Raw genomic sequence first — 19803 nt, forward strand, 5'->3', positions numbered from 1 at the left:
CTCCGTAAATTAATGAATTAAACCATCATCATACAATGGAGGAGGCATATATTTTACTGGTATATTTGGGTAAATAAGTGTTTCATCTTATCTAGCGAAAACTGTCTACTTTAGTTTAGCAGTCACAAGAAATGGATATTGATGAAGATGAAGAAGAATAACCATAAGTGTTAGTAATTTCATTTCTGCAAAGTTGCTGCCTCACAGCAACTTTTTTTATGGGATTACTTTTGGCAGGATATTATAAGAAGGTAAAAAAACAGCTTCATTCCGAAAAAAGAGTGGGAAACTGTATAATTTTTCTAATTCCTTATAAGAAAGTTATGGTGACATTGAAGGTTTGTTTTAAGCTCCTCGCTCATTCTATCTGAATCATAGGCACAAACAGACAGAATTCCCTTTCTACTGACTATTATTTCAGCTTCCTTTTCAGACTCTGTTAATTTGTTATGTATATAACTAATATCTCCCCATTCTATATGGGCCCAGCTACGTACACGAAATTCTTGTTCATTATAACCCTTATAAAGTCTAGGAAGATAATCAAAAATAGAATTGCATGCAAAATCTCCGTTTGCAAAGTAGAAGTCATAATTATTGATGAATTTAACTTTGCTAATTTGACTTTCATTCAATAGCACAGCAAGTTTTTTTTCTATCAATGGAACAATCCGATCATTCTCAATGATTAAGGAATATTGGTTATGATCCAATCCAGAGATAACAAAATCAATAATATTATTTATATAAGCATTTATATCTTCGAAGAAATATAATACATGACCTTCTGTAAGGTCATTGAGTTGATTGATAACTTTGACATCCCGCTTCTCCAAATTTATAACCGCCTTTAATGGATTAAGTTGTTAAACAGAGGTAAAGTAACGGCCTGGTTATTACTTTCAACAGGACAAAGCCAATGATTATTCTGTTTATACTTACTTACTAAAATAACATTGGTATAAGGAATTTAATAGTAAAAGTACTTATAATGAGTAAATAGTTATAGGGACGATTTTTTATGAGGATTATATTGAAAATTTAGCGTAGAACTATCGATTATGAAAGGGTGATCCTTAAAAGAAGAGGCAATATTTGAGCTGCTAATATTTCTGTATTCATTATGATATGATAATGGTTAAGCAAGAAAATTTACTTTCTAAAATAAATTCAAGTTTTAAAATGGTGTATTAAAAATTAGCTGTTACATATCAATTTATCGACAAATGAATTTTCCGATAAATAACAATTAGAGAAGTGGAGTGAAGCTTTTATGAAGTTTGGCTATAAGTATGAAAATGTTACTTTAAAAGAGATAGAAAGACCGTTAAGTGATTTTAATAATAATACTGTTGTTCTTTCAGATGAAACGATGAATCAACGTAAAAATAGGCTTTTAAATAAAATGAAAGAACATAATATTGATACGGCGATTATATATGCTGACCGTGAACATGGTGCGAATTTTGAATATCTCACAGGTTTTATACCGAGATTTGAAGAAGCCTTGCTAGTTATAAGTCAAGATGGAGAAGCTTACTTATTATTAGGGAACGAAAATCTTAAGATGGCAAAATTTTCACGATTAAAGGCAGAAGCAATTCATGTTCCTCACTTCTCCCTTCCAAATCAACCGATGGAAAACAGCATGAATTTTGCAGATATTCTTAAAACTGCCAATATAAACGAGCAATCAACGATTGGGCTTGTAGGCTGGAAACTGTTTACTAGCAAGTATGATGATAATAAACAGTTATTTGATATTCCTTATTATATTGTGGATTCGTTAAAACAAATTGTTGGCGATAGTGACAATATTATTAACTGTGCAGAACTTTTTATTGGGCAAGAGGGAGTTCGAATAGTAAATAATGCTGATGAAATATCTTATTATGAATATGGTGCCAGTTTATCATCAGATTGTGTATTAAAAGCAATGGATGAAATAGAGCTGGGTAAAACAGATATGGAGCTTGCTAGTTATTTATCTGTTTATGGCCAACCGCATAATGTAACGAATATTTTTGCAACAGGAGAACGATTCACAAATGCTGTTCTTTATCCGCAAAATAAAAAAGTTCACCTAGGAGATAAGTTTTCCATTACTACAGGATATAAGGGTGGTCTAACAAGTAGAGCAGGTTATATTGTAGCTGATCAAGCAGAACTACCGGAAACTGTAGGAGACTATTTAGAGAAAGTGGCAAAACCCTATTATACAGCTGTTGTAGCTTGGTTAGAAAATATCAAAATTGGTTTAAGCGGGGAAGATATGTATAACTGCATTCAAAATGTCCTGCCTAAGGAACAATTTAATTGGTCATTAAACCCAGGCCATTTAGTAGCGGATGAGGAATGGATGAGCTCCCCAATATACCCAGAATCAACAGCGAAAATACGAAGTGGTATGCTGTTTCAAGTAGATATTATTCCGTCTGTTCAAGGCTATGGTGGTGCTAGTGCGGAAACAGGAATTGCGCTGGCAGACGAAGAGTTAAGAAAAGAAATACAGGAGAACTATCCGCAATTATGGGATCGGTTTGAAAAACGAAGAGAATATATAAAAAATGTACTAAATATAAATTTACATCCTGAAGTTTTGCCTTTATCAAACACGGTAGGCTATTATCGACCATTTGCTTTAGCTAAAGACAAAGCATTAATTTATAAAAATTAAGATGAATGATATATTCCTTTTGAGATGAGGAATAGCTTTTCATTACAGTTGCCAATGGCAACTGTTTTTTTTATCAGAATCATCTGTAACGCATTTATTCGGGGACTAAAACCAACTTTCGTATAATATGGTAGAGCAAAGCTAGTAAACAAAAACGATTAAGGTTGATCGGTTAATGGGGCCTTAGAAGGAAAACTTTTTATGGAGGTTTCCTTCTATGTTATATAAACATAATTACCCAGTAAAAGATATACTTCTTTTTTACCTGCTACTTTGTAAATCGCAAAAATTAGCGTTCACATTTCGAGACTTAGAGTAATAGTTTAATTATCCCTATCTATGCTAGAGTTAAAATCATTAATCTTTTATAACTAGTCCCATTAAGGCAGAAAATTGAATAGCTTGATGAGTAGAAACGGTACAACCATTTAAATTATCAATGGAGACGATAAGCGATTCAAAACTAGACGAACTAATGTCTATCCCTTTAAGAGGTGTTTGTTCAAAATTCGCACCATCAAGGTCACATAATTCAAACTCTACCTTTTTAAGTTTACATTCATAAAAATCACTATTCTTTAGAGCGGCTTCTTGAAATACTACTTTCTCAAGTTTCGAATGCCCAAATGCAGCCAAATTTAATATGCTATTATTAAATTTCACATTACCAAGACTAGACTCTGGAAACGTGGTTCCTAATAATTTGCAGTTAGTAAATTCAACTCTATGGATAGAGGATCCACTTAAATTAGCATTGGAGAAATCACAATTCTCAAACACAACATCCGTAATAGAGATATTACTAAAATCAGTGTTAGTGAACTTACAATTCTTTATTAAAGCCTTGTCTAGCCGAACCCTGTTTAAGGACTCATATGTAAAATCTGAGTTTGTTATTGTACACATTTCCAATATGGGATCTTCCTCATAATAAATATCACTAAAATTCTTCGCAGGTAATTCTAGTGAGATTTTAGGTGCTGCAATCTTCATAAAGCAACCTTCTTTCATTATATTAAATAGGTATTAACTAGCGAGAAGTATAGCATATCCAATAATACCTAGCTAATTATAATGTTAAATTTCTTGTTAGCTTATTTTGTAAAAGAAGCTATTAGCATCCTAGATGCTTATATATGTAGAAAGGAATGTAAATCTTCGCGTATAGAAAAGGGTTAATGGCTAAAGAACCACAAAAAGGCTATTTAATCCAATTCACAGAAGATGGATATATTTTGAGAACCAGCTCATGTAGATGTATCTAACAAGTTCCATTGCGAGTAATTTCTGTAATATGAACTAATTTTATCGAAAAAGGATGTTTTTTAATCTCTACGAAACCGCTCTCATAAATGTATAAAATCTCGTATTTTTCTGAACAATGTAGAACCTTTTCGCCTACTTTGTACATATGATCACTCCTTTTTTTCTTCATCATTACTAATAGAATTGCATACTTCTAAGAACTATTGCAAAAGTATTTTTATTTAGTAAATAGGATGAAAAGAGGAGAGTAAAAAATGGTAAAATATCCTATAAGTTTTAACACTTACATTTTGTAAAATTTGTAGAAAGAGCTTCGTAAAACATATACTATATTTAAGCAGAGTCCTCAGGCACTTTTTTACTTAAGTTATTGAAAATTGGTAACGTTTTTGAAGATGTACTGCCGTACTATACGGTACATCTTATTTATTGTAGGTAAATACCTATACCTTAATAATTAAAAATAATAAGATATATTGTCAGCCAGTAATTAAACTTTTTTCTTTGCTCCACTAATACAATTTTTGTCAACCTTCTTAGGTTGACCCTTTTACATAAATGTCAGTAAATTTAACGCTGCATTTTTATAAAATGTACAATGTATAATAAACAATATTAGCTATAAAGTAACAGGAGGATCTATATATTTGTTGAATATAATCGGTTTTTTACTATCCATATTGACAATACTCTTGCTAATTGTTTCTTTTATTTATTTAATAATCTACTTTTTGAATAAGAAACATTTTCCCAAAAAGCTACTACTTGTCACTTTGACAAGTTCACTTCTATTTATAGGAGTACTACTATATGGGATTTATTTTTTTTCGTTTGATAATATTAATAAAGATTATACCCAAAAAGGACCTGGACCGTTATCGTCACCCACAGAAAAGTATACAGCTAATGCTTTTTATGAACTATATGGAGGCGCTGCCGGAGGAGTTAATGTATGGATTGAAGTCACTAATAATGAGGAAAATAAAGTGAAAACTATATATTATAGTGATGCAAAATCTACTTTTTCTATGCATTGGAAGGATGAAGATACTTTGTATATTGTAAACAACGATCCTGAATATCCAAATTCAAATAGAAGCATTGAATTAGAAGTTGATAAAGAAATTTATCATGAAAATGGTTTGGCTTGTACTAGTTGGCTCATGAAAGACGAATTTGAGCAATGTTATCAAAATTGACTACACCTAATGAGTATAACGGGTTTTTTCTAATCAAACAGAAGCTAAAAAGCTTAGAAAAACCGACGACTGTAAGTTGTAGTTGAAAAAAGTTTTCATTCCGTACAAAGATGATTTTTTGGGTGTTTATTATATTAAGATATCGTTAGCTCTCTTTGGTTTAAAGGAGAGTTTTTTAATTAGAGCACATAAAAACCAAGTATAAGGTATTTAGATATCAATGAAATAGGACAGCGTATTAAAGGGTAATATTATATTTAAAAAACGTTATTGTTCTTGTCACTTTCTATTTTTTATTAAATAATTATTAGCAATGCTTGACAGAAGGCTAAGTAAGTGTTAGTTTATAAAACGTAATAATTACGATTTAATTTTACATAAAAATAGGAGGGGAAAAAATGAAAAAGTTATATCTTAGCTTATTTAGCATGTTATTAATTAGTGTTCTTTTAGTAGCATGTTCAGGAACAAAAAGTGAGGAAGTAGATGGAGCAGGGGCGAAAGAATCAGAAGTACAGGAAGATGAAGTGAAAAATATAGATGATGCTCCAGAAGATATAAAAATTGAAGGAATTGGAGATCATTATCATACCGGTGATAAGATTGAGTTAACTGCAGTTTTAGATAAAGAAACAGAATCTGGACATTGGCACTGGTATAGTAGAGAAAATGCCAAGGAAGAATGGAAAGTAGTTGAAGGGCAAGAGAGCGAAATCTTTACAGCTGAAGCAACGGTTAATGGATTAGAAGTAAAAGCTGCTCTGTTTGACAATGACAACAAACCAAGTGCCCAATCAGCACCAGCTAAAATTGTCATTGATGATCATCATGGAACTGACGAAGAAAGTAAAAAAATATATCAAGGATATTTTGAAGATAGTCAAGTAAAGAACCGTGAATTGTCTGACTGGGAAGGTGACTGGCAATCTGTTTATCCATATCTTTTATCTGGAGATTTAGACGAGGTATTGGAACATAAAGCAGAAAACGGAGATATGACAAAAGAAGAATATAAAGAATATTATACAGTAGGCTATAAAACGGATGTTGACCGCATCCTCATTAAAGACAATGTTGTAACTTTTTTTGAAGGTGACAAGGAGTATTCAGGAAAGTATGAGTCAGACGGATACGAAATTCTTACCTATGAAAAAGGGAATAGAGGAGTGCGTTTCATTTTTAAATTAGCAGACGGAACAGAGGACATGCCTAAATACATTCAATTTAGTGATCATGGTATCTTTCCAGCTGATTCCCATCATTTCCATCTATATTGGGGAGATGACAGTGAGACATTGCTAAAAGAAGTCACTCATTGGCCAACATATTATCCTTCTAATCTAGATGCAGCTGGTATAGTGCGTGATATGTTAGCTCATTAATAAATATTGAAATTATTAAGTTATTAATATACTAAGTTTGAATTAAATTCTAAAATCTAGCTTTTAAATCGTAATTATTACGCTTTATTTGGTTGTTTGGAGGTTTATAACGCAAATGAAAAAAAGTTGGTTAATTTTCATTTTGATGATGTCCACTTTTCTTTTTGGGTGTCAAAATGCAGAAGAAAGCAGTACGAATGATGAGAAGCTTTCTGTTGTAACATCATTTTACCCTATGTATGAATTTGCTCGTCAAGTTGCAGGAGATCGAGCGGATATAAGTTTAATGCTATCAAATGGAGAAGATCCCCATCACTATGAGCCAAGTGCAAAAGATGTCGCTCGTGTCAATGATGCAGACGTTTTTGTATATAGCAGTGAAGAAATGGAGTTTTGGGTAGGAAGCTTATTAAAGACGATTGAGAACGATAAATTAGTGATAGCAAGAACGGCAGATGGTGTTGAATCAGAGCACCATCATGAAGATGAACATGAAGCATCTGATGAAGATGCAGAAGGTATAAAAATTCAAGGTGTTGCAGATCATTATCACACTGGTGATAAGATTGAATTAACAGCAGAATTAGAGGATGATTCAGGTTATGAACATTGGCACTGGTACACAAGAGAAAGTGCTGATAAAGAATGGGTTACTGTCCCGAATCAAGGCGGACCTGAATTTAATTATGAAGCTGCAGGGAAGAGTTTTGAAGTTCGAGCAGTATTGTATGATGATGCTCACAATGAATTTGCCGAGTCCCAACCAGTAGAGATTGTTATTAATGATCATGGACAAGCTCATGGAGACGGTGAAGAAGCTGATCATCACGATAACCATGGAAGTGAAGAAAGTGCTGGACCAATAGAGATTATTGGCTTAGCAGATCACTATCATACAGGCGATGTCGTTACACTTGTTGCTGAGCTGCAAGAAGAAGCTGACTATGAGCATTGGCATTGGTATACTCGTGGAAGTGCTGATGAAGAATGGGAAGCAGTGTCAGGACAAGGAACTGATCATTTTGAGTACAAAACAACTGGTGAAAGCTTTGAAGTAAAAGCAGTACTTTTTGATGATTCTCATAATACATATGCAGAATCAGAGCCAGTATCTGTTTTAATTGATGACCATGAAAGCCTTGATCCACATATTTGGTTAGATCCATTATTGGCACAAGAGCAAGTAAATATTATTCGTGATGCACTCATTGAAGCAGATCCAGATGGAAAGGACGATTACGAAAAAAATGCAGCAGCTTTTAATAAGGAACTTCAAGCAGTACATGAAGAATACCAGGCTGCGTTCGAAAATGCAGAGAACCGTGTTTTTGTCGTACAACACCAAGCTTTTGGATACATTGCGGAGCGATATAATCTAAAGCAAATCGCAATTGGCGGTTTATCTACAGAAGTGGAACCGAGCGCATCACGTATTGCAGAAATTAGAGACTTAGTGAAAGAAAATGATGTACCAGTTATCTATTATCAACAAGGTGCTAACTCAGCAATTGCAGAAACAGTAGCAGCTGAAACAGGAACAAAGACAGCTAGTCTGTATGATTTAGAGGTTTTATCTAAAGAATTACAAGATAAGAAATTAGGCTACGTAGCAGCGATGCGTGAAAACTTGAAAGCTTTACAGTTAAGTATTAAATAATTATTCAAAAAAGGAATTGCTTTTTCATAAGCAATTCCTTTTTTATTCGCATAATCTGATGAATTAACAGGAATGCCTCTGACGGGATTCGAACCCGCACTCCTTTCGTAAGCATAGGCTAGGGGGAACACGCTTCCCTACGGACTTTCACCGGCTAGGAATTTCACCTGCCTCAGCTATTTTTGCTTTTCGGTGCTTCTGAAACCCTTGCCTTGCGACCCGGTACTAACAATGTTTTCCGGCGCTCTTCCCTTCTATAGCTACAGAGGCGAAAATAAATTATTATTTAAATGTATCATGATTATACCACATTAAAAAGGAATAATATGTAATAATTTTCTTGCTGTTTTTATATCCTTATTTTGATAAAATCGAGTAAAATAGCTCAACTTAAAAAGAATAATGGGAAGATATAAAATGAAAAGATATAAAGTGAAAAGATATAAAATGAAAAATAAAAGCAGAATAAGAGAATTTTTAAAAGAGAGCTTTTTCGAGGTAGTAGGTGAAGTGATTTGGAATATCTTAATGTTTATACCTAAAATGATAATCCGCTTAATAGGTCGCTTAATAGATAACATTTGGTGAAGTGGTTAATAAAAAAGCATTAATCAGAAAGAGTTAATGCTTTTTTGTGTTCATTTTACATGTAAATGGAATGCTCATTTAATCTTTTTACTTTAAATGAAAATACTGTAGTAATTAATGCTGCTAATACGGTTATTCCCCCAATCCAACCTAGATTATGAATAGAAGTATACTCAACAACCAAGCCTCCTAATCCTGCTCCTAACGTCATTCCAATATTCATTAGTGCTGTATTAAAACTTAGAACTATTTCAGATGATTCTGGTTTTAAAGTTATTAAATAATATTAATTAGCTGGAGTAGTTATCCAAGCAGATGTGCCCAATACCATAAGGACAATAATAATACCGATTGTTGAAGTTGAATTGGATGTAAATGTAATTAAGATAAATGAGTGAATGATTAAGCTAATGATAATTGTCCGCATCGGCCCCCGTTTATTAACAGCAAATCCTCCAACGCGAGAACCGATAAACGAAGAAACACACCTAGAATAAATAGAAGCTAATTCTTGCTGATGGGATATTTAATAAGTTGTTTAGTAATGGCGCAATATAGGCAATTACCATAGTTTTCCCAAGAATCCAAAATACGGTTGTTAATAGGCCAGTAAATACTTTCGTATCTTTAATAATAGAGAATTGCTGCTTGAAAGACATAGAATTGTTACCAGCTAAAGGAGGAATTAATTTAGATAATAGTAGCAGGCTTATCAGTGTAATAAAAAGATACCGCCAATTAAAAAAGTTGGCAATTAATGTTCCAATCGGCACCCCTAATACTAATGAAACCGTAAATCCAGTAATAACAGTTACAATCGCACTACCTTGTTTTTCTGGTAGACTAATTTTTGCAGCATAATAAAGGATAGCTATAGTGTTACATTGAACTTTTTCAATGAGTTTATTTTTGAAGAGTTAAAAGGGAGAGGGATATTATAAGACAAATCACACTCAATCCCTTTTTGCTTGCGAAGCAAGGCATTCATTAAAAATAGTTTTGAGGATTTTTTAATGCTCTTGCTATTTTGAGAATTCCCTCTTGAATTCGATTGTCTTCTACATTGGAAACATTCAGCTTCAAAATCCGTTCTTGGTAAAAGTCATCTAAATAATTTCTTTTAACTGAATCTAGTTGTATGCCTTGGTTTTGCAACTGGTAAACTAATGATTTAAAATTCATACGCTTGTCTAACTGAATATGATTATGCATAACAATTTCTGATGATGATTCGTAAGCAGGTAAATAATCTTGTATAGACTGATGCAGAATTTTAGCACGTGTATGATAGATGGTACTGACTTTCGTTTTATTGTGTTCATAAATTCCATTTTTTAAATAGAGATATAATGCGGCTTGTGAAATCATAGAGCTGTCGATATCTGTTGTCATTTTGTATTTTTGAAAGATATTAAGGATAGAGGGAGGTAGAACTGCCAATCCAACTCTTAATCCTGGAAACATAATTTTAGAAAAACTTTTTAAATAGATCACTTTATCATGTAAATCATCTGCAAAAAGAGGGTCATTCTTAGGGTTGAAATCAAAATCTGCTAAATAATCATCTTCTATAATAAAAACATTATATTTCTCTGCTAATTGTAATATAGCTGCTTTTTCTTTTTTACTGTATGACGAGCCTAAAGGATTATGGAAGCGTGGCATCGTATAAAAGAATTTAATTTCTTTTTTATGAAATAATTGTTCAAGTCGTCCTAAATCAATTCCTTTTGCGGTGCGTTGAATTCCTATGACCGGTAGTTGTAACGTTTTTAGTAAATCCATGTATAAATGGTAGCTAGGTTGCTCTACTAGTATAGTGGAACGATTATTTGGAAAAGGCATCAAACTTAATATAGAAAGAGCCTGCTGAATACCAGAAGTGATGAAAATTTGCTCTTCATGCGTAAAAACTTGGTATGATTCTAACAGTTTTTTTGATGCTGCTATAAGCGGAGGCCAACCGTTGGGTGTTCCGTAGCGAAATAATTCTTCTTGATACGTATCAATAGCTTTATTTATACAGTGTTGAAATTCCTTGTAAGGAAAAGCATGCCAAGTAGGAGCAGAGCTTGCAAAGTCTATTATGTCCGTGGCCGATGGGGTTTTGAAGACATGATTATCTACAACATAATATCCACTTTTTGGTAGTGCGTAAATAATATGTTGTGCCTCCAATTTTTTTAAAGCGGTCAAGACCGTGCTTTTACTACAAGAATATTGTTGTGTTAAATCTCGAATGGATGGTAATTTTGCACCGGTTGAAAATTTATTAGACTGAATTTGCATAAGAAGAGATTGATAGATTGATTCATATTTAAGCATCATAAGCCTCCATTGCATCTGTATCGGTACAGATCGGTATTTTTTATATCGTAAAGGTTAGCGTAATCTCTTACGATAATGGTACCGGCCGGATCATCATAAAGGGGGTAATGAAGATGAATGAAAAAAGAAATGCATATATCGCTGCAATCATCTATGCATTCATTATCGGTTTGTCATTTATGTTTGTTAAAGTGACATTATCTGTTGCAACACCGTTAGATACACTTGCACATCGGTTTACTATTGCGTGGATTGCTGCCACTGTGTTGTTGTTAAAAAAAGGATTAAATAAAGTCAATGTAACAAAAAAAGATGTACTGCGAATTGCCTTGTTAGCCATCTTATATCCGACACTCTTTTTTAGCTTTCAAGTATTTGGGCTAGTGCATACTTCCTCTTCAGAAGCTGGTATTATTCAAGCAACAATACCAATTTTTACGTTAATTCTTGCAAGTATCATCTTAAAGGAAACAACTACCAGTAGTCAAAAAATAGCAGTTAGTTTATCAGTATTTGGTGTCATATCTATTATGTACATGAACGGGGCAGGAGGTACAAAGGCAAGTCTTGTTGGAACGGGGTTAATCTTGCTTTCAGCACTTACCTCCTCCTTATACAACGTATTTGCTAGACAATTAACACAGCGATATTCATTATTCACGATCACATATATAATGACCTTGTTTGGATTTATCGCTTTTAATGGAGTCGCACTGACAACTCATGTTATAAATGGTACACTCCGTCAATATATGCAACCTTTTGGACATTGGGATTTTGTTCTTGCGATTTTGTATTTAGGTATCTTATCGTCTTTAGGAACCTCCTATCTATCTAACTATGCATTATCTAAAATAGATGCATCAAAAATGAGTGTTTTCAGTAACTTTGCTACACTCATTACTATTGTAGCAGGAGTTATTTTTTTAAAAGAGGAGTTTCATTTATATCACATAGCAGGTTCCATTATGATCATTCTTGGTGTCGTTGGTACAAATTATTTGGGTACAAGTAGAAATTTAAGTAAAAAAACTTCTCGCTAATTGTATGCCTACAATGAGATATATAAATTAGAAACAAATGACGAAAGTTCTGTAGTAGCTAAAAGGGCTAAAAGGAGGAAACTGAAACCTTTTAGCTCTTTTTCCGTAGTATTGAATAAATAAGTCAGTGGAAAGGGAGGCGTTACTAAGAAAATATCAACAATTACGATTGGTAAAAAATTTTATAGGGAGATATTATGAAGAAAACTTTAGAAAAAAGATTGAAATATTTATTTTCTGGGGAATTAACTTCCCTTATAGTTTTCCTTTTTTTAAGTTACCTATTAAATTCCGTATATCCTAATTTACACTTATATTCGTTAGGGTCATTTTGGATTTCATTTTTCCTGCTAGAGTTTTTATTATTACAGGGAACAATATATTGGCATCTTAAACTAAAGCAATTAAAAAAACAATATACTCCTAATACAACTATTAATAGTATCCAAAAGTTTAAGTTTTTAAAGAAGCTTAATGGTTTTCTAATTTTTGCTCCTTTTATAGCGTTCGTAACTGATTTGTATTTGTGGAAATCGAACTTACCTGTTGGGGGGGTAAGTATTGCGCTGTTCATATATCTCTTTGCAGTCTTAGAGTATATTAACTATTATTATATTCAACTTTCCTATGATAACATCTCGGATATAAATTATTTATGGAGGACTAAAAAGTTGAAGAGGGCGTGTTTAGATAAAGACTTTAAACGGTTTTATTAACGAGAGAAACCTGCCTGTTCATTTATTGTTTTTCAAATCTACACCAAGGGGAGATAACCTATGGAAATAGAAATTATCCAGAGTATTGAAAAGGAACAAGATTGGGTAATCGTGGATGGGGAATTTGAGCAATTTCATATATCAGGAGATAATGTTGACTATGTGGAAGATACGATAAATCTGATGCAGAAGGCAGCAATTACCTGCTTTAAGTATCCTTTTTATATTCACTTTGAAGGGTATGCTGATGGAATAACATCGGTATTAGCAAAGAGAGATAAATTAGAAATATATTATCAAAATACAGGAAGAAAAGTGCATACAATGTCAAATGGTAAATCCTACCATGCGGAGATACCAGCATACTCTGTGACCATTCCGAACTATGAAGCATTACAAACAGCATTTTCAGAATGGTTTCAATTGGCTCAAGATAATAATATGTGGATGATAACACAAGGCTCATGTGTTCATTATAAAAGTAAGTTTGCTTCTACAAATATAAGCCAAGAACCTATCATTTTAATCCCTGGACACGATGCACAAGAGTTGATTTTTATTACAAACCAGCCTTCTTATCAAAAAGAAGACAGCTTGCGTGTAATCTTTGAAGAATAATTGCCAAAATAACAGTCCATTCATAAAGGACTGTTATTTTATTTCATGAAATATCTCTTCTTTATTACTTGAATAAATATGACAACATCTATAGGCTGCTTCACTATGTTATTCTTTGTTTGTTGGATGGATTAAACCATTTCGTGGGCATATTTATTTTTATTATCCTCATCAAGTTCTGAGTTATTTTTTACAGATAACTGTATGTAATAAGGGAATTTTTCTTTAGATTGTTTATCCATTAAATATTATTCTTGGAGAATATCAAAATTAATACTTTCTTCTGTGTAATATGTTTGGTAGTAAAAAAAGACTCTTTAATAAAGTTATTCTGAATTAGCTGTAAAAGAATCGACAGAACCAAGAAAAAAAAACGGTCTGTTTGCATTTTCACTCTGCATTATCATTTTTTCTTTATTTAGTCTAATAAATGAGGACAATATTAATAAGTTAGACGAGGGGGAAATACACGATATAAGGTAACGGTCGCTTATTTGTCAGAAAGTGAGCATGGAAGCATTGTAATTTCTATTTACTGGTTAATTTGAAACTTTTAAGATAGCAAAACGTATATATAATTACCAGATAATATTAATTAATACTATAAATGGAAGTATAGAGAAAGAAGTGAAGATGATATGGCAAAAGATAAATGGAAAGGTTTCGTTGCTTTAGGGATTTTACTAACTGCTATTGGATTTATTCTACTATTTTTCAGTATTAAATTTGGTACATTCACTGCTGAAAATTGGCTTATTAAACAAGGAGGGGCAGACACTCCTACATACCATTTAGTAATGAAAGGCTACATAAATAATTTTTTGACTGCTGGCAGTATACTTTTTGGAATTGGTCTTGTCACAACGCTGGTTGGGTATTTTAAGATGCTTACTTCTTCGTCACTTAATAGAATGAACTAAAATCGGGCGCTTACCCATAGAAATTATGGGTGTGTCTTTTTTTATGTTAGCCAATGGTGTTATAAAGCAATCATTAGGTTGATATTTCTTTATGGCTTGTAAAAAGTAAATGGAAAATGATTGACTGTGTGGTAACCACACGGTTTTTGCTGTAAATATGATTGGAGGAATAAGCATGCAGCACTTAACAAGTGGAGAATTAGCTAAATTACTGAATATAACGAAATACGTGGTAAGGCATTATGAGGAACAACAATTAATACAGCCCGCATTTATTGATGTAAATGGCTATCATATGTATGGAGAAGCGGAAGTGTATGCGATGTCACATATTTTGCTGCTAAAGCAATTAGGATTTTCGTTAAAAGAAATAAAAAACATTGTGGAGAAGAAAACAGATTATACAGAAGCATTATCTAGTGTACTAGTACATTTCGAGAATGAAATTACACGTCTTACTAAGTTAAAGGGGAATGTACAAACCATTCTCGAGCTTCAACAAACTGAAACATACAAGCTGGTCGAAGAGAATAAAGAAGACAGATATTTTGCCTGCTTTGAGGATGAATTTGTAGATGAAGCATACAACCTAAATTTGAAAAAGCTAGCTAAATAGAAAAATGGCAATAGAAATATTGTAGAAGATGTCTCTTATGCAATATTAGAGAATGGAAGTAATGTCAAAGTAATGTATAGAACGAGTTTGGAAGAAGCAGATTATGCTTTTCGTGCAGGAACCTACTATTGTAAGAAAATATGTGTAGAACTAGAAGACCAACTTTTAGAAGAGATAGAGTGTTTTTACAAGAATCTCGATCTGATAAATGCCAAATTTGAACATGATTTATTGATACTAGAGGAAGCGAATTTATCAGCATTTTATATCAAAGAGATGGTATATAGTTTAGAGGTTAAGGCGAAATGAAGCGAGGAATTGCTAGTTCTAGAAAGGATATAGAAGAGATAGCGGTTCTATTATTGGAAGGATTTCAGGAAGAATTTCAAGCACTAAACTTGCCAGAAGTCGAGCGGAGTTTTGTTTTGCGTTGCCTAGCAGAGCATATTTTACAGAATCACCGAGATAATTTGCTCATAGTAAGAGATAAGAAAATAGAAGGAATTTTATTTATTAAACCAAAAAAGTGGAAGGGACTAAAATTATTGGGTCGGTTGTTTATACAGTTAAATTTACAAGCATTTTTTAAAACATGTATTTTCCTTGTAGCGTTCGATCATAGAAGCAAAGCTAAAGAAATTCACATAGACTTTATAGCCGTAACTAAATGTAACCGAGGAAAAGGAATTGGTACACAGCTTATTAAATTGGTTAAAAACTTGGTGAAGGGTGATCAGTATGTAACATTATATGTTTCTGCAACTAACGCTGCTGCTAGTAGACTTTATGAAAGACTAGGATTCCAGATAAAGAAAAAAGGAACAAGTTTAATAGGAAGGCAGTATGGAATAGAGAGGTGGTATTTCATGGAGTGGAAAGGGATAAAAAATAATGAATACGAGGTTTAAATTACTTATTAGCATTGTATTGATAATAATGACAATCGCTAGTTTCCTTTATGAAAATGACTACGCTATGCTGGAGAAAGAGGTGAACATTAAAACCAAGCAAGGAAATTTAGAAGGCTTTCTTGCCATGCCTAAAGAGAAGAATGAAGGAATTGTTATATTTGTTCATGGAGATGGACCGCAAAACGCAACACAGGATGGAGGTTATAAGCCTTTAATGGAACGGTTTGCAAAACAAGGCTATGCATCTGTATCTTGGAATAAACCAGGAATAGGAGATTCAGCAGGGAATTGGTTAGATCAAACAATGGACGATCGAGCGAAGGAAGTAGAAGAAGTAATCGAATGGGCAAAGCAGCAGAAATCTATGAATACAGAGAAAATCATCCTCTGGGGAGCTAGCCAAGCTGGCTGGGTAGTTCCAAAAGTACAGCAAAATCGCACCGATATTACAGCAGCTATTTTAGTGGGTCCTGCCATCAATTGGCTTAGACAAGGAGAGTATTTTACGACCATGGAAATGAAAAGAGCTGGCAAAACGGATGAAGAAATACAGAGTGAACTAGACAAGGATGAACAAGCGTCTAATCTTATTGAATCAGGCGCTTCCTATAAAGAATACATGCAAAAAACGAATGACAACAGCTTATCCGAAGATAGATACACATTTGTGCAAAAGAATATTTCAGCAGATGGGACAGAAGATATTAAGAAAATTAACTCCCCAGTATATTTGATATTAGCTGAAAATGATGAGAATGTGGATTCTAAGGATACAGTGAAGACATACAAAGAATGGTTACCGGAAACGCAATTAACAGTAAAAACGATATTAGGAGTCAAGCATTCTATGTTAAATCCATACTTGCATGATTCAGAATTTTTAATCTATGTAAGTGCCATCTTAGCTCCAAAGGATACACTGATAAGTAAAGACTATTTGGATTATTGTGAGGAAATAGTTCGTCACATATAAAATAAGGTTTAGATTTTCGTATTAAAAAACATTGTATAATGCTTGATTTAAGGAAGCATTTCGCAGAGATATTATTAAATAATTCAACTAATCATTATTAAGCAGTCCTCCCTGATTAAAAGTTTTGGAAAAGGGTAATATACCTCTATAAACTTAAATGAGGTGATGGAGATGTCTAACATGATAAAACAAGAAGAGTTGGAAACATTAAGAGAGTTAATTAAAGACATAGACACAGCCATGCTAACGACGGTAACAGAAGAAGGGCTTGTGTCTCGTCCTATGAAAACACAAGAAGTAGAGTTTGATGGTGATTTGTGGTTCTTCACGAAAAAAGAGACGGATAAATATGAAGAAATCTTAAATGATCAAGACGTTAATGTTGCTTATGCAGGTAAATCCTATGTTTCTGTTCGCGGAAGAGCGGAAATCGTAGAGGATTTAAATAAGAAAAAGGAATTATGGAGCAAAGCATACGAGCAAATTATGCAAACTTCTTATGATGATCCTAGCGTTGTCTTAATAAAGGTGAAAGCAGAAGCGGCTGAATATTGGGAAACAGGTAATTTCACGAAGAAGATGGCCTTTTTCTATAAACGGATGACAGGGCAAAGCTCTAAATCTACAGATGTTAATGAAACAGTTGAATTGAATCAGTAATAAAATGGGTTGTCTGAATATCAGGCAACCCATTTTATCTTTCTCTTGCTATTAATAATTGCATTTATATTATTTGATTTCGATAGTATCTTTATGAGATTTTCCATCTTTCTCATAAGTAATAATTAATTTGTATACATGTCCCTCAACTAGTTCATCTCCTAATAGAAAGTCAGTAAAGAATGGGTTTGCGGTTGTTACAGAACCATCTTCAGCTCTTCCATAACTAAACTCATCCTGCTCAGCTATTATTTCACCATTATCCATATATTCTAATTTGGACACATTAACTTTTTCGTTATTTAATTGCTTTATTTTACCTTGCCAACCGCTTGGCGCACTTTCATCAAGGTTTTTCTTGTATGTATATTTCCACATACCGTTGTCAGATTTACCAGAAATAGAAATGCTTGAAATGTATGCATATATACCAGAAAAAATAATGAGGAGACTTAAAAATCCAATCAAAAATCTCTTTTTCTTCAACAATTTCTCTCCTTTATGTTTAGTGGGGGGCTTTATGTTATTAAAATAGCAAATACATTGTGTCAATCTTGAAACATTAGACGATGATAAATTGGAAAAGTTTCTTTTTATGTATAATTATGGAACTTTTTTATTTTCCGTTCGTATAGAGAATAGATCGCTTTTTGTAACGGTTTAATAAAAGAGTATCCTGATTAACCAAAAAGGAGTATCAATTATGGTAAAAAGACTTTCTATGATGTTAGTGATTATGATATTGGCAGTCATTACTTTATTCCTAGCTGCTAAAAATCCGACAGGCCCTAATACTGTTTCATTTGATGAACCGCAAAATTTTTTAACGTCCCTTGGTACACTTATAGTTCTGTTATTACCACCATTGATTTTAGCTTTTTTTAATCATGTTGCTTTAAATATTATTTCTGCAGTTTATCAAGCGTTTATAGTACTGACCTTTTTAGGGGTAGTTATCGTAGGTTTAGTGATTCCCAGTATTTTAATAAGCATTATTGGTGGTTTAGGAACCATTGTTGGAATAATTAGTATTGTTATGACCCTATTTGACCTTGGGAATGGAAGGAATTCAGTGGTAGTAAAAAAATGAGGGCGTGGCAAACTCTGAATAAATGGTATAGTGACTATTTTACTTGAGGTGGATGATGGATAATCTAAATAAGATTGCTATTATTGGAGGAACAGGAAAGGTTGGACGTCGAATTGCTGTTAAAGCGTTAGAAAACGGCTATCAAGTTCGAATGCTTGTTAGAACTCCCAAAAAGTTATCTTTAAATGACGATAGGATAGAAATAGTAGAAGGGGCTGTCCAGAATAGAGAAGATATTCAAAAGCTGCTAAAGGATTGTCAAATAGTAATTAATACTTTTGGGCAACCCCTCAAAGAGAAACCGATTTATAGCAGTGTTACGAAGACAATTATTGAGATAATGGCAGAATTACAAATTGAACGTTATATAGGTGTTACTGGAGGTTCCTTAACTATTTCTAACGATAAAAAAAGTCTTATAAATAGACTTGGTGCAAAGCTGTTTGAAAATTTTTACTCTGATATGATGATAGATAAGAAAAAAGAATGGGATTTTCTTAACAGTAATGAACAGATTGAAAAATGGACTCTAATTAGGCTGCCATTCATCACTGATCAGGAGGATATAGGATACATAAAAGAAAATCTAACAGATTTACCAGGAATAAAAATAACAAATGGAGATATCGCTACTTTTATAATTAACCAAATTGAAGATTCGAAATATATACAAAAAGCACCTTTTATTTCCAATTAATTTTATTTAAAATGGAAGGTTCTGTAATAAAATGAATTAAAGCAGACAGTAATTGTAACTTTGGAGGAGAGATATGAGAATCTTCTTTTCAATCTTATCAATAATATCCACACTGTTAGGATTTCTTATGATTGTATCATTTTCTCAGGATGGAGAAATTGCTGAAACATTATCTTTTGGAACAAAGGGAATGTCATTTATGTACATACTAAACCTTTATAATTTTCTAGGAGTATTGTTTGCATTTCCTGCAGAGAGGAACAAATACAGATTCATATTGTTCACTTTTAGCACCATTATGCTCTTGATAAGTCTAAGCCTAACCTTTGTTGGTTTGTATGGATTTCAAGAACCTTAAATTTAAGTAAAATGAAAACAAAACTGGTCATAAACTAATAAGACACGTCGAATATCAATTGGCAAACTGATTCCTTCCTAATTTTCCTACAAAAATAGATAATA

At 32.9% G+C, this 19803-nt stretch carries 22 protein-coding genes; 15 read left to right on the forward strand and 7 right to left on the reverse strand.

Annotated elements, in window-relative coordinates:
* Positions 1 to 302: 302 nt before the first annotated feature.
* Complete coding sequence (locus M3600_RS19985) at positions 303 to 836, reverse strand: MEDS domain-containing protein (protein ID WP_233314919.1); 534 nt, start codon at positions 834 to 836, stop codon at positions 303 to 305.
* A 437-nt stretch (positions 837 to 1273) separates the two neighbouring features.
* Between M3600_RS19985 and M3600_RS19990 the strand changes: the two genes are divergently transcribed.
* Positions 1274 to 2677, forward strand: a complete 1404-nt coding sequence (locus tag M3600_RS19990; protein WP_251647207.1) for a M24 family metallopeptidase — start codon at positions 1274 to 1276, stop codon at positions 2675 to 2677.
* A gap of 357 nt (positions 2678 to 3034) precedes the next feature.
* On the opposite strand, the gene M3600_RS19995 is transcribed toward M3600_RS19990, so the two are convergent.
* Positions 3035 to 3670, reverse strand: coding sequence for a pentapeptide repeat-containing protein (locus tag M3600_RS19995; RefSeq protein ID WP_233314921.1), 636 nt, complete (start codon positions 3668 to 3670; stop codon positions 3035 to 3037).
* A 920-nt stretch (positions 3671 to 4590) separates the two neighbouring features.
* On the opposite strand from M3600_RS19995, the gene M3600_RS20000 reads away from it, so the two are divergent.
* The 4 genes from M3600_RS20000 (at position 4591) to M3600_RS20015 (ending at position 8769) form a co-directional block, all read left to right on the forward strand.
* Entirely contained in the window at positions 4591 to 5142 is a 552-nt protein-coding gene (locus M3600_RS20000) for a DUF5412 family protein (protein WP_233314922.1), read from the forward strand.
* Positions 5143 to 5540: 398 nt separating this feature from the next.
* Positions 5541 to 6524 (forward strand): metal-binding protein ZinT, encoded by a 984-nt coding sequence (locus M3600_RS20005; RefSeq protein WP_237943116.1) that lies wholly within the window; start codon positions 5541 to 5543, stop codon positions 6522 to 6524.
* 115 nt (positions 6525 to 6639) lie between these two features.
* Positions 6640 to 8181 carry a metal ABC transporter solute-binding protein, Zn/Mn family gene (locus tag M3600_RS20010; RefSeq protein ID WP_251647209.1) on the forward strand — a complete coding sequence of 514 codons (1542 nt, stop codon included), beginning with the start codon at positions 6640 to 6642 and terminating at the stop codon, positions 8179 to 8181.
* A 417-nt stretch (positions 8182 to 8598) separates the two neighbouring features.
* A complete protein-coding gene (locus M3600_RS20015; protein WP_233314925.1) occupies positions 8599 to 8769 on the forward strand; it encodes a hypothetical protein in 171 nt (56 codons plus the stop codon).
* Between the two features lie 55 nt (positions 8770 to 8824).
* Here M3600_RS20015 and M3600_RS20020 read toward each other — a convergent pair whose 3' ends face one another.
* The 4 genes from M3600_RS20020 to M3600_RS20035 form a co-directional block, all read right to left on the reverse strand.
* On the reverse strand, positions 8825 to 8992 hold the full coding sequence (locus tag M3600_RS20020; protein WP_251647211.1) for a hypothetical protein: 168 nt from the start codon (positions 8990 to 8992) through the stop codon (positions 8825 to 8827).
* Positions 8993 to 9055: 63 nt separating this feature from the next.
* Complete coding sequence (locus M3600_RS20025) at positions 9056 to 9196, reverse strand: hypothetical protein (protein ID WP_233314927.1); 141 nt, start codon at positions 9194 to 9196, stop codon at positions 9056 to 9058.
* 61 nt (positions 9197 to 9257) lie between these two features.
* Positions 9258 to 9668 carry an MFS transporter gene (locus tag M3600_RS29405; RefSeq protein ID WP_396953830.1) on the reverse strand — a complete coding sequence of 137 codons (411 nt, stop codon included), beginning with the start codon at positions 9666 to 9668 and terminating at the stop codon, positions 9258 to 9260.
* A gap of 88 nt (positions 9669 to 9756) precedes the next feature.
* A complete protein-coding gene (locus tag M3600_RS20035) occupies positions 9757 to 11094 on the reverse strand; it encodes an aminotransferase-like domain-containing protein (protein ID WP_251647302.1) in 1338 nt (445 codons plus the stop codon).
* 116 nt (positions 11095 to 11210) lie between these two features.
* Between M3600_RS20035 and M3600_RS20040 the strand changes: the two genes are divergently transcribed.
* The 8 genes from M3600_RS20040 (at position 11211) to M3600_RS20075 (ending at position 17554) form a co-directional block, all read left to right on the forward strand.
* Positions 11211 to 12140, forward strand: coding sequence for a DMT family transporter (locus M3600_RS20040; RefSeq protein ID WP_251647214.1), 930 nt, complete (start codon positions 11211 to 11213; stop codon positions 12138 to 12140).
* 197 nt (positions 12141 to 12337) lie between these two features.
* Positions 12338 to 12856, forward strand: a complete 519-nt coding sequence (locus M3600_RS20045) for a general stress protein (protein ID WP_251647216.1) — start codon at positions 12338 to 12340, stop codon at positions 12854 to 12856.
* Positions 12857 to 12916: 60 nt separating this feature from the next.
* Positions 12917 to 13474, forward strand: a complete 558-nt coding sequence (locus M3600_RS20050) for a hypothetical protein (protein ID WP_251647218.1) — start codon at positions 12917 to 12919, stop codon at positions 13472 to 13474.
* Positions 13475 to 14112: 638 nt separating this feature from the next.
* Positions 14113 to 14394 (forward strand): hypothetical protein, encoded by a 282-nt coding sequence (locus M3600_RS20055; RefSeq protein WP_233314932.1) that lies wholly within the window; start codon positions 14113 to 14115, stop codon positions 14392 to 14394.
* Between the two features lie 175 nt (positions 14395 to 14569).
* A complete protein-coding gene (locus M3600_RS20060; RefSeq protein WP_233314933.1) occupies positions 14570 to 15010 on the forward strand; it encodes a MerR family transcriptional regulator in 441 nt (146 codons plus the stop codon).
* 305 nt (positions 15011 to 15315) lie between these two features.
* A complete protein-coding gene (locus M3600_RS20065; protein WP_233314934.1) occupies positions 15316 to 15918 on the forward strand; it encodes a GNAT family N-acetyltransferase in 603 nt (200 codons plus the stop codon).
* A complete protein-coding gene (locus M3600_RS20070) occupies positions 15902 to 16894 on the forward strand; it encodes an alpha/beta hydrolase family protein (RefSeq protein ID WP_251647220.1) in 993 nt (330 codons plus the stop codon). Before M3600_RS20065 ends, M3600_RS20070 begins: the two co-directional genes overlap by 17 nt.
* Positions 16895 to 17065: 171 nt before the next feature.
* Positions 17066 to 17554: a pyridoxamine 5'-phosphate oxidase family protein gene (locus M3600_RS20075; RefSeq protein WP_251647222.1), complete on the forward strand. Its 489-nt coding sequence runs from the start codon at positions 17066 to 17068 to the stop codon at positions 17552 to 17554.
* A 69-nt stretch (positions 17555 to 17623) separates the two neighbouring features.
* Here M3600_RS20075 and M3600_RS20080 read toward each other — a convergent pair whose 3' ends face one another.
* Positions 17624 to 18040, reverse strand: a complete 417-nt coding sequence (locus M3600_RS20080; protein ID WP_251647224.1) for a hypothetical protein — start codon at positions 18038 to 18040, stop codon at positions 17624 to 17626.
* Between the two features lie 217 nt (positions 18041 to 18257).
* Here M3600_RS20080 and M3600_RS20085 point away from each other — a divergent pair, with 217 nt between their 5' ends.
* Both M3600_RS20085 and M3600_RS20090 read left to right on the forward strand, forming a co-directional pair.
* Positions 18258 to 18644 carry a hypothetical protein gene (locus M3600_RS20085; protein ID WP_233314938.1) on the forward strand — a complete coding sequence of 129 codons (387 nt, stop codon included), beginning with the start codon at positions 18258 to 18260 and terminating at the stop codon, positions 18642 to 18644.
* A gap of 52 nt (positions 18645 to 18696) precedes the next feature.
* Positions 18697 to 19341 carry an NAD(P)-dependent oxidoreductase gene (locus tag M3600_RS20090; RefSeq protein WP_311315945.1) on the forward strand — a complete coding sequence of 215 codons (645 nt, stop codon included), beginning with the start codon at positions 18697 to 18699 and terminating at the stop codon, positions 19339 to 19341.
* Positions 19342 to 19803: the final 462 nt, after the last annotated feature.

Origin of the sequence: Niallia sp. MER 6 (assembly GCF_023714395.1) — a bacterium.
Lineage (GTDB): Bacteria > Bacillota > Bacilli > Bacillales > Cytobacillaceae > Niallia.

Bases quoted from the DNA above. Each gene is read 5' to 3' on its own strand.
- M3600_RS20070 (WP_251647220.1), top strand. From the start codon at position 15,902: ATGAATACGAGGTTTAAATTACTTATTAGCATTGTATTGATAATAATG.
- M3600_RS20040 (WP_251647214.1), top strand. From the start codon at position 11,211: ATGAATGAAAAAAGAAATGCATATATCGCTGCAATCATCTATGCATTC.
- M3600_RS20055 (WP_233314932.1), top strand. From the start codon at position 14,113: ATGGCAAAAGATAAATGGAAAGGTTTCGTTGCTTTAGGGATTTTACTA.
- M3600_RS20005 (WP_237943116.1), top strand. From the start codon at position 5,541: ATGAAAAAGTTATATCTTAGCTTATTTAGCATGTTATTAATTAGTGTT.
- M3600_RS20065 (WP_233314934.1), top strand. From the start codon at position 15,316: ATGAAGCGAGGAATTGCTAGTTCTAGAAAGGATATAGAAGAGATAGCG.
- M3600_RS20090 (WP_311315945.1), top strand. From the start codon at position 18,697: ATGATGGATAATCTAAATAAGATTGCTATTATTGGAGGAACAGGAAAG.
- M3600_RS20020 (WP_251647211.1), bottom strand. From the start codon at position 8,992: ATGAATATTGGAATGACGTTAGGAGCAGGATTAGGAGGCTTGGTTGTT.
- M3600_RS20085 (WP_233314938.1), top strand. From the start codon at position 18,258: ATGGTAAAAAGACTTTCTATGATGTTAGTGATTATGATATTGGCAGTC.
- M3600_RS19995 (WP_233314921.1), bottom strand. From the start codon at position 3,670: ATGAAGATTGCAGCACCTAAAATCTCACTAGAATTACCTGCGAAGAAT.
- M3600_RS20045 (WP_251647216.1), top strand. From the start codon at position 12,338: ATGAAGAAAACTTTAGAAAAAAGATTGAAATATTTATTTTCTGGGGAA.
- M3600_RS20035 (WP_251647302.1), bottom strand. From the start codon at position 11,094: ATGCTTAAATATGAATCAATCTATCAATCTCTTCTTATGCAAATTCAG.
- M3600_RS20010 (WP_251647209.1), top strand. From the start codon at position 6,640: ATGAAAAAAAGTTGGTTAATTTTCATTTTGATGATGTCCACTTTTCTT.
- M3600_RS20015 (WP_233314925.1), top strand. From the start codon at position 8,599: ATGAAAAGATATAAAGTGAAAAGATATAAAATGAAAAATAAAAGCAGA.
- M3600_RS20060 (WP_233314933.1), top strand. From the start codon at position 14,570: ATGCAGCACTTAACAAGTGGAGAATTAGCTAAATTACTGAATATAACG.
- M3600_RS20050 (WP_251647218.1), top strand. From the start codon at position 12,917: ATGGAAATAGAAATTATCCAGAGTATTGAAAAGGAACAAGATTGGGTA.
- M3600_RS19990 (WP_251647207.1), top strand. From the start codon at position 1,274: ATGAAGTTTGGCTATAAGTATGAAAATGTTACTTTAAAAGAGATAGAA.
- M3600_RS20075 (WP_251647222.1), top strand. From the start codon at position 17,066: ATGTCTAACATGATAAAACAAGAAGAGTTGGAAACATTAAGAGAGTTA.
- M3600_RS20025 (WP_233314927.1), bottom strand. From the start codon at position 9,196: ATGCGGACAATTATCATTAGCTTAATCATTCACTCATTTATCTTAATT.